A 1,258-nucleotide genomic window follows, 5' to 3' on the forward strand; every position below is an offset into this window, starting at 1 on the left:
GATCACCGTGCCGCCGGAATCCGCGACGGCGGACCAGGAGGAGAATGTCGGCGTCTACCGCATGCAGGTGCTCGGCCGCGACCGCGCCATCATCCGCTGGCTCGCGCATCGCGGCGGCGCCAGGCATCACCAGCAATGGAAGGCGATCGGGCGCGACATGCCGGTCGCGATCGTCATCGGCGCCGATCCGGCCACGATCCTTGCCGCCGTGCTGCCGCTGCCCGAGACGCTGTCCGAGCTGCGCTTCTCCGGCATCCTGCGCGGCGAACGGCCTGACCTCGCGCCATGCCTCACCGTCCCGCTCGCGATCCCGGCCGAGGCCGAAATCGTCATCGAGGGCTTCGTCTCCGCGACCGAGACCGCGCCCGAGGGACCCTATGGCGATCACACCGGGTACTATAATTCCGTCGAACAGTTCCCGGTGATGCGCGTGACGGCGATCACCAGCCGGCGCCAGCCCATCTACTTCTCGACCTTCACGGGCCGGCCGCCGGACGAGCCGTCGCGGATCGGCGAGGCGCTCAACCAGCTGTTCGTGCCGTTGATCCGGCAGCAATTCCCTGAGGTGACCGACTGCTGGCTGCCGCCGGAGGCCTGCTCCTACCGCATCGCGATTGCGGCCATTAAAAAGCGCTATCCCGGCCAGGCGCGGCGGCTGATGCTCGGCCTGTGGTCGATGCTTCCGCAGTTCAGCTACACCAAGCTGCTGATCGTGGTCGACGACGACATCGACATCCGCGACTGGCGTGCCGTGATGTGGGCGGTCTCGACGCGCAGCGATTCCTCGCGCGATCTCGTGACGCTCACCGACACGCCGATCGACTATCTCGACTTTGCCTCGCCGAAATCAGGGCTCGGCGGCAAGCTCGGCATCGACGCCACCACGAAGATTCCGCCGGAGACGGATCGGGAATGGGGCGTTCCGCTGGCCATGGATCCCGCCGTGGTCGCGCGTGTCGATGCGATGTGGGCCACACTCGGCCTGTCCGGCATGCCGGCACCGGTCCTCACATGAGCGGGCGGCAAGGCATCATCATCGGCATCAGCGGCGCCTCGGGCGCCGCAATCGGCTTGCGCATCGTCGAGCTGCTGGCTGATGATCCAAACTACGCGGTGCATCTCGTGGTTTCGCCCGCGGCTGAGCGTACGCTGAGCGAAGAAGTGGGGAGCGATGCGCTCGCGCGGCTGCGCGCCCTCGCCTTCCGCCACTATCTTCATTCCGACATCGGCGCCGCGATCGCCAGCGGCTCGTATCCGG

General features: G+C 67.6%; 2 protein-coding genes. Both read left to right on the forward strand.

What is annotated here, in order from left to right; translation table 11 throughout:
- On the forward strand, positions 1 to 1,015 hold a 1,015-nt coding region (locus IC66_RS0126315), incomplete at its 5' end, for a UbiD family decarboxylase (protein ID WP_038949669.1).
- Positions 1,012 to 1,258: flavoprotein (locus tag IC66_RS0126320; RefSeq protein WP_038949671.1), on the forward strand; the 247-nt coding region annotated here is incomplete at its 3' end. The genes IC66_RS0126315 and IC66_RS0126320, both read left to right, overlap by 4 nt.

The sequence above is a fragment of the Bradyrhizobium genomosp. III genome (genome assembly GCF_000261705.1).
GTDB lineage: Bacteria > Pseudomonadota > Alphaproteobacteria > Rhizobiales > Xanthobacteraceae > Bradyrhizobium > Bradyrhizobium ottawaense.